Source organism: Vibrio sp. ZOR0018, from assembly GCF_963865925.1.
GTDB classification, from domain to species: domain Bacteria; phylum Pseudomonadota; class Gammaproteobacteria; order Enterobacterales; family Vibrionaceae; genus Vibrio; species Vibrio anguillarum.
On the sequence record NZ_CAWMCN010000113.1, the window covers coordinates 1 to 7,493 of the forward strand.

9 protein-coding genes and 1 pseudogene are annotated in these 7,493 nt (G+C 39.1%); all 10 read right to left on the reverse strand.

From position 1 onward, the window contains the following. A partial coding sequence (locus AACR75_RS10975; protein WP_331415615.1) for a VOC family protein occupies positions 1-78 on the reverse strand: 78 nt, incomplete at its 3' end. Positions 79-238: 160 nt separating this feature from the next. After that, positions 239-1,318: a type I restriction endonuclease gene (locus tag AACR75_RS10980; RefSeq protein ID WP_047690261.1), complete on the reverse strand. Its 1,080-nt coding sequence runs from the start codon at positions 1,316-1,318 to the stop codon at positions 239-241. Positions 1,319-1,534: 216 nt separating this feature from the next. Beyond that, positions 1,535-1,840 carry a hypothetical protein gene (locus AACR75_RS10985; protein WP_047690269.1) on the reverse strand — a complete coding sequence of 102 codons (306 nt, stop codon included), beginning with the start codon at positions 1,838-1,840 and terminating at the stop codon, positions 1,535-1,537. Positions 1,841-2,587: 747 nt separating this feature from the next. After that, positions 2,588-2,800: pseudogene (locus AACR75_RS10990) on the reverse strand (hypothetical protein). A 121-nt stretch (positions 2,801-2,921) separates the two neighbouring features. Beyond that, the gene (locus AACR75_RS10995; protein WP_047690278.1) at positions 2,922-3,560 is read right to left on the reverse strand and encodes a hypothetical protein; all 639 of its coding nucleotides are present in this window, start codon (positions 3,558-3,560) and stop codon (positions 2,922-2,924) included. Positions 3,561-3,709: 149 nt separating this feature from the next. Next, complete coding sequence (locus AACR75_RS11000) at positions 3,710-4,372, reverse strand: hypothetical protein (RefSeq protein WP_047690282.1); 663 nt, start codon at positions 4,370-4,372, stop codon at positions 3,710-3,712. Positions 4,373-4,524: 152 nt separating this feature from the next. Then, positions 4,525-4,893: a VOC family protein gene (locus AACR75_RS11005; protein ID WP_047690284.1), complete on the reverse strand. Its 369-nt coding sequence runs from the start codon at positions 4,891-4,893 to the stop codon at positions 4,525-4,527. Between the two features lie 167 nt (positions 4,894-5,060). Beyond that, positions 5,061-5,594 (reverse strand): GNAT family N-acetyltransferase, encoded by a 534-nt coding sequence (locus tag AACR75_RS11010; RefSeq protein WP_047690286.1) that lies wholly within the window; start codon positions 5,592-5,594, stop codon positions 5,061-5,063. Next, the gene (locus tag AACR75_RS11015) at positions 5,591-5,860 is read right to left on the reverse strand and encodes a type II toxin-antitoxin system TacA family antitoxin (RefSeq protein ID WP_038964901.1); all 270 of its coding nucleotides are present in this window, start codon (positions 5,858-5,860) and stop codon (positions 5,591-5,593) included. The genes AACR75_RS11010 and AACR75_RS11015 overlap by 4 nt, the downstream gene beginning before the upstream one ends. Before the next feature lie 709 nt (positions 5,861-6,569). Then, entirely contained in the window at positions 6,570-7,361 is a 792-nt protein-coding gene (locus AACR75_RS11020; protein ID WP_047690288.1) for a hypothetical protein, read from the reverse strand. Positions 7,362-7,493 lie beyond the last annotated feature (132 nt).

Here is a 7,493-nt window from a genome sequence, read left to right on the forward strand (position 1 = left end):
GAGTTTGTTTACATAAAAATCAATGGCTTCATCATAATCTTTTACAACTAAAGCAATATGGACAATGTTCTGTTTCATAGCATTCCTTATTGAAGATTTCGACTGGTAGCATAACGCCGCATTAAGGGGCAGACAACGCCACCACAGAACTAAAATAGACAACCGTAAACACAAATTTTCAAGTAAACCACGAATGCCACGCGTTGACTGTCCCTCTTAAATGCTTTGTTATGTGTTTTTACTCATATAATGCGAGGGTGTTTTGTAATTGCTCACTGAAATTGAATATATCATCCACAGTTTCGATCGGATGCCGAGTTTCATTCTTAGCTTCGTCAAAGATGCCAATATATTTCTGCTTAGTATTAAACCACAAACGGCATAGAGGCTTGCGATTGTTATCATCGAGCAGAATCCCAAAATAGCTTTGAGTATCACGCGCACAAACTCTCTGTACTTCTACTTTTTGCCTAAGTATTGCTTTAACTATATTAAAACCTTCTATTTCTTCTTCTGTAGTAAGAATTTTAGATTTTTCTGAACTTTCATTTGCGTCTTCAGCAGGAATAACTTGAGTTTCAACATTAATCGATTCTTTGACGTCAGCACCAATAGCTGATTTTAGACGGGCATTTATACTGTCATTGAGAAACTGCTTTAAAGCTTTAGTGGTAATGTCTAGGAATTGAGATTTCACTTTTGCAGTTTGAACACCGTCATAGACGCGAGAAGTAAAGAACTTCACAAAATCTTCTTCTGGGTTTTGGAACTGCTCACCTAGAACTTTCTTTATTTGGTTCAAATATTTTAATTCACCTGCTGCATCAACTACAGATTCAACATCAAAGGAGGATTTAGTTAATTTTTTTATTTCAGGGACAACATGCTCATCTAAATTTTCGAGATCTAATGTCAAAAATGGCTTTTCATCCATTTTATTAGGAGCATCCAAATCAGTGAAAAATTGATATTCTGAGCCATTAGTTAAAATGGCAATACGTGCATTTGTTACTGAGAAATATCGAAATAATTGGTTGGCATGCTTTGTTGATAATGATTCACTATACTTCTTACATTCAATTAGAATTTGAACTACACCATCTTTGATCAACGCATAATCAACCTTTTCCCCCTTTTTAGTTCCAGTATCAGCCGTAAACTCAGGTATAACCTCATTTGGATCGAATACGTCATAGCCAAGGACCGAATGCAGAAAGGGCATAACTAAAGCATTTTTTGTTGCTTCTTCGGTAGCCAGATTAGCCGAAACTTGAGAAACTTTCTTCGAAAGAGCCTGAAGCCGTTCAATAAAATCCATAAAATACTCCATTACATGCATTGAAAAAGATTGATTATACCCGATAAAAGCTAATGGAAACGTCGTTCAGTTAAAAGTTTAAAGTCGAGAAACACATAACGCCCAATTAAGGGGTGAACAACGGCCCTACCCAAACCTAAAGCATTGTGCCATAAACACTAATTTTGAAGTAGAAGCAAAAATGCCAAGCGTTGTGAATCCCTCTTAAATTGCTTGTTATGAGTATTTTTCAACTTGTTCGCCAAAACGGTTATTACCAGTACCAACATAGGTCATAGCATTCAGTTCGAATAATTTTCCACATGCTGAACACTTGAAAACACACCAAATAATATCAGGCCAACTACTACTCTTGATTGAATCAAAACTAGTATAGTAAGGCTGGTTTATCAGAGGTTCTTCAGATAATTCTTCATTGGCAATGCACTGCGTAATCATATCGACGACATCTGCCAATTTTTTTGGTGATGTAGGACGTCTTTCATTTTTATGCTTAGAACACTGTGAACAAAACTCTGTCATATATTACCCATATACTCATAACGCCGCGTTAAGGGGCGCAGGCACGCAATACAAAAGTTGCTGCATAGCACCTTAACCACCAAACAAACTGCAAACCGAAAATGCCACGCGTGCCAAGTCCCTCTTTAACGCTTTGTTATGCTTAAGCTTCAATGACTTACGTATTACGCGAACCAAGATTAACTCAGCTTTGATTCGCAAACAAAGGCCAAAACGTAGGAAAACGAAATGACTCATAGTTTTGAAAATCGGACTTTGAGCTTTGGCTGCTCAAACTGAAAAACCTAAGATCAAACTTTTGATTGAGCCAACCGCCCTGACCTCGCGCTTACCCGAAAATTGATTGAGGCATTTCTCTGAAATCCCAGCGCCAAAGAATAATTGTCCGGAAAACAGCGCCCACTGAAGCTAACTTGCCGACAAACTCGAAACCAACCAGCCGAGGGAGTAAAGAAAAACCATAAACCACTGTTTTAAAATGATTAAGCATAACGCCGCGTTAAGGGGCGCGGGCACGCAATACAAAAGTGACCGCATAACACCTTAACCACTAAACCCAACGCAAACTGAAAATGCCACGCGTGCCAAGTCCCTCTTTAACGCTTTGTTATGCTTAAGCTTCAATGACTTACGTTTTACCAGAACCAAGATTAACTCGACTTTAACTCACAAACAAAAGCCGAAAACCAAAAAACTGAAATGACTCATAATTTTGAAAATCAGACTTTGAACTTTGGTGGCCAAAACTCAAAAACTAAGATCAAATTTCTGATTGAGCCAACCGCCCCAACCTCGAGCTTGCCCGAAAATTGATTGAGGCAATTCTTTGAATTTCCAGCGCCAAAGAATAATTGTCCGGAAAAAGCGCCCACTGATGCCAACTTGCCGACAAACACAAAACCAATCAGCCGAGGGAACAAAGAAGAACCATAAACCACTGACTTTTTGGTGATTAAGCATAACGCCCAATTAAGGTGTGAAGCACGCAACCACAGCACTTCATTTGACCACCGTAAACACCGAGCCAAACCCGAACCAAAAATGCCAAGCGTGCTGAATCACTCTTAAATTGTTTGTTATATCAATGCTTAAGTAGTTCGAACAATATGTCTCCATACTTGTTTCGATTGTAAATTACACCACCCGAATTTTTGTCATCAAATGTGCCACCATCTAATCCACCAAAACTCAAGAAGCCTACTTTATATAGTTCACCAGCCGTTAACTGGTCGTCTGCACACCCATTCTCGAATACTAATATATATTGAAGATCACTGAAGAATGTGCGTTCAATCATTTGGCAAATTCTAATAGCGTCATCGTAGCTACACGCATTCATGAAAAGTCTTTCAAATACCTTTGCGTAAAGCTCAAATTTTCTATTATCATCAGCCTTATCGATAAGGGATAATATTGTTTCCCCAAAGCGTTCTCTTTGCTCTGGAGTTAACATTTCTTCAGCAATAAACCTGAGTCGAGCTTCTTCATTAGTTTTATTCAATTCACTTAAAAAGGTGACAAGCTTTTTTACATATTGCCTTTCTCGTACAGCGACACCTGTTTGGTATAGAGAAACCGCAGTTCCAACGACCGGTATATCTTTAAGTACTCCATCATCTAGTACCGAATCTATTGCGATCTCAGCCAATTCAGTTCCAGTACCACCTAATTGCTGCCCCATAGTACTTACTAATGATTCTTCTAAACTTAGTTTATCCATACAACTCTTAAAATACCCTCTTATTGATATAACGCCCAATTAAGGGGTGAACAACGCCGCCATCCAAACCTAAAGCATTGTGCCATAAACACTAAATTTGAAGTAGAAGCAAAAGTGCCAAGCGTTGAGAATCCCTCTTAAATTGCTTGTTATGCCTGACCTGCCTCTACCGCTGAAAAGTGATGGTTAGGTGTATAAATCAAACAACTCTCATTTGAAACTTGATGAACTACGGCGTACAAAGAATTGATCTGAGTTGATACACCTGAGATAGCAGTATAAAGCTGAAATAGCGATACTTTTCCTGAAATAGCGTTATTTATGAGCTGAAGTCTTTCCCTTTTGTCGATATCAGAATGGAAGAACTCTGAGTTAAACCACAAGTTGATAATTTCTCGATTACTCACCGAGTACCCCATTTCACTACTCATTCTTGTCCTGTTCATAGCATTAAGGTACAAAGCACGGAGACGGTCAATATAGTTCTTTGCCCATTCATCTTTTGCATTTTTCCGAAGAATACCAATAATTCTCTCAACTCTAGTCGGCTCTTTTTCAGCGTAAAAGAATCGAAACTTGAGCGCCAAATATTCAATATGTTCTATATCTGGTGTATTTGCTTTAAATGTAGACTTCTTAATATCTATATCATCAGTAATTTGGCGACTCGAAATTGCTCCCTTATAGTATCGCTTCATAGCAATTTCAAACTCTTCAGCTCTTTTTTTGAACTCTAGAATTGCAGATAATTCGTTGTCTCGAAGAGAAGACAATTCAGTTTCTCGTTCAATTAAAAAGTCTGGAATGTTCAATTTACCTCCTAAGGCATAACGCCAAATTAAGGTGTGAACAACGCTAACCACCTTACCTAAACCATTGTGCCATAAACACTAAACTGGCTTGAAGTGAGAACGTCGAGCGTTGTGAATCACTCTTAAATTTATTGTTATATGCTTACTCGAAGCTACATTGAAACTGCTTCGATTTTGTTTCCGTCTAAGTCACGTACGAATGCTGCATAGTAAGTTTCACCATACTCTGGCCTTAAGCCTGGCTTACCTGCACATGAACCACCCAACTCTATGGCTGTAGCATAGAACTGGTCAACAGCTTCGTTTGAAGGCGCATTGAAAGCAACATGAACACCATTACTTGATGTCGCTTTTCCTTCACAAGGGCTTCCGACCCAAAATTCAAAGCTTTCACCATAAGCTGCTGCGATATTTTCTATATAATGAGCACGCTTAATAGACAAAGTAGAAAGAACTGAGTCATAAAAACTAACTGCTTTTACCACATCAGAAGCACCAACTGAGACGTGATTTAGAATCATTTTTAAGTCCTTTTATTGGTTGAAACTTGAAAGCATATAACGCCCAATTAAGTGGTGAACAACGCACTGGCCAAGCCGCTGCATTGCACCGTAAAACACTTTACCTGACGCATAGTAAAACTGCCACGCGTTGAGAATCCACTTGAATTGTTTGTTATATTCGTAGCCTATTGATTAAAAAGCTGTTCTACCGTTTTCATTGGTAAGAACATACGAATACGCCCATTATGTTCGCACAACACTTCAAAACCGAACTTCGTATAGAACGCTTGAGCGGAGTCTGTCAGACAGTCCACAACAATTGCGTATACCCTCATGTGATGATTCACTTCCCACAAGTACTTCAGTGCGCGAATTAGACTAATTTTTCCGAGCCCTGAGCCATGAAACTCTTTGTGCACAGCTAATTGAGCCAAAAGAAAAACAGGGATTGGATACCTAGGAAGTTTCTTTGCTAGTTGTGCCGGCAATGTTTCTCGACTGATTGAACTCGGTGCAACACTATAAAATGCACAAATAGCGAATTTTTGATTTAACAATGGTTGAGCACTAGGTAAAACCATTGTTCGGCTAACACCTGCTTGCATGTGCTTTGCAGCTTGAGTTTTGATAAATGTGTTTAGCTCTTGCTCACCACAGTCAAATGAGTCGCGATCATGCTTTGATTTACTAAGTTCTACAAACTCTTTACCCCAACTCACTTGATACCACTCTTATCTGTAAATTTAACCGCTTCAAGCAAAGCTTGATTCGGTGTTTTTACTTTATTACACGCAGCCATAAACTCGTCAAAAACACTGTCTTTAACCACAATACTTTCGTGCTCCTCAATAACATGAGTCGCATCTTCGTCCATAAGTCTCACTACATATTCAGTGAGACTTTTTAAACCAAGTAAAGCCGATGCTTTTTCGGCTTTTGCCTTGATCTCTTCATCAAGGCGGATATCTAAACGTGCCGTTGCCATAACTCCTCCTGCGTACGGATACATTCCGTAACCTGAGAGATTATGGTCCAAACTTAAAGCACATTCAATTCGTACGGAAAGTTTACGGGACGAGGGAGAATATAACGCCCGGCTAAGGGGTTGACAACGCACCGCCGAACTCAAAAAACACACTGTAAACACTGAACTTCAATTTTGCACTAAACGTTTGTTATGCAGAAGTTACACTAAATTTGATTAAGAAAACAATCAAAACATTGGTTAAGTGAACCAAGAATCAACCCAAGCCTGAACCGTGATAAATAAGCCACCAAACAAAGTCCACCTTTCAGCAACAAACCAAGCTTTTGAATGAGACAAACTCACCGAGCAAGACTTTCAGCAAATGCGAAATGATCGATTAACTTGCCCTTTCCACACTTTGCACCCGCAAAACTGACAACGCGCCAACGCTAAAACCAATTGAGGCAAACAAAGAAATTTGCCTATTTTACGGTTTGAGTTAACCACGAATTTGAGGGTAAAAATGCTCATTTGCCGACAACACAAAACGAATGGCCGGAGAAATCCCAAAAGATTGAACCCCTAAATTTACCTGAGTTGCATAACGCCCTGTTAAGGGGTGAGCAACGCAATACCGAAGCCACCGCACACCACCTTAATCACTAAAATCAACGCATAGTAAAAATGCCACGCGTTGCGAATCCCTCTTGAACAGTTTGTTATGTTTCTATGCTGCGAGCTGTGATTTCTTGTAACCTAAATATTTTCTGCCTAGTTCATTTAGACTATAACCCAATACATCGTTGCCACTATCATCAGTCACATAGCCTTCATTTTTAAGAAACCCTTGATTCTCTAACTCTTGTAAAGCCCTTTCTACCTCTGCATCTGGCAACATTAACGCTTTACCAATATCTGATGCGATCTGGACATTCCCATCTTTTAACCCTGTGTGCTCATTTAGAATTCTGTATTGAACTTCAGGTAGGTTTATTTTACTTGGATCAGCTTTTGGATCGAGAGGAGAAAGTTCCGATAGCTTATAGTATAAATTACGATTTTCTTGAGTTAATTCACTTATTGTTTTGTTAAGCTCGGTTTGCGATTCTTGGTTTTCTGCGATGATTTCTCGTATTTTCTTATCTTTTTGAACAAGTTCATTACGAAGCTGCATTGACTGTTCGACAGATAAACGTTGATTCATAGAAAGAGTCTGCTTCAACTGCTTTTGAATGTGCTGGACTCTCTCCCAAATCCAAAATGGCACAAATGCAGCTAGCGGATATATGATAGAAATTGCTCCCCCTACGACCACTGGATAAACAATATTTGTATCAATATCAGAGTAGTTTGCTGAAAAATATTCAATTTTATCTTCAATTTTGGCGTCTGAAAGCAACATGTGGAATATGGCTTTCCAATTGAAGGCAACCCATGAGATGGCCACTGATCCAATTAAAGGGCTTGATACCCTCTCATATAAATTAGCTTTTACTGATTTACTAAGTTCTTGAAACATAATTACCCTTTGAAACATAACGCCCGCTTAAGGGGCAGCCAACGCTACTACCAACTCACCGCATAACACCGTAATCACAAAAACCAACGCATAGTAAAAATGCCGCGCGTTGGCTGTCCCTCTTGAAGCGTT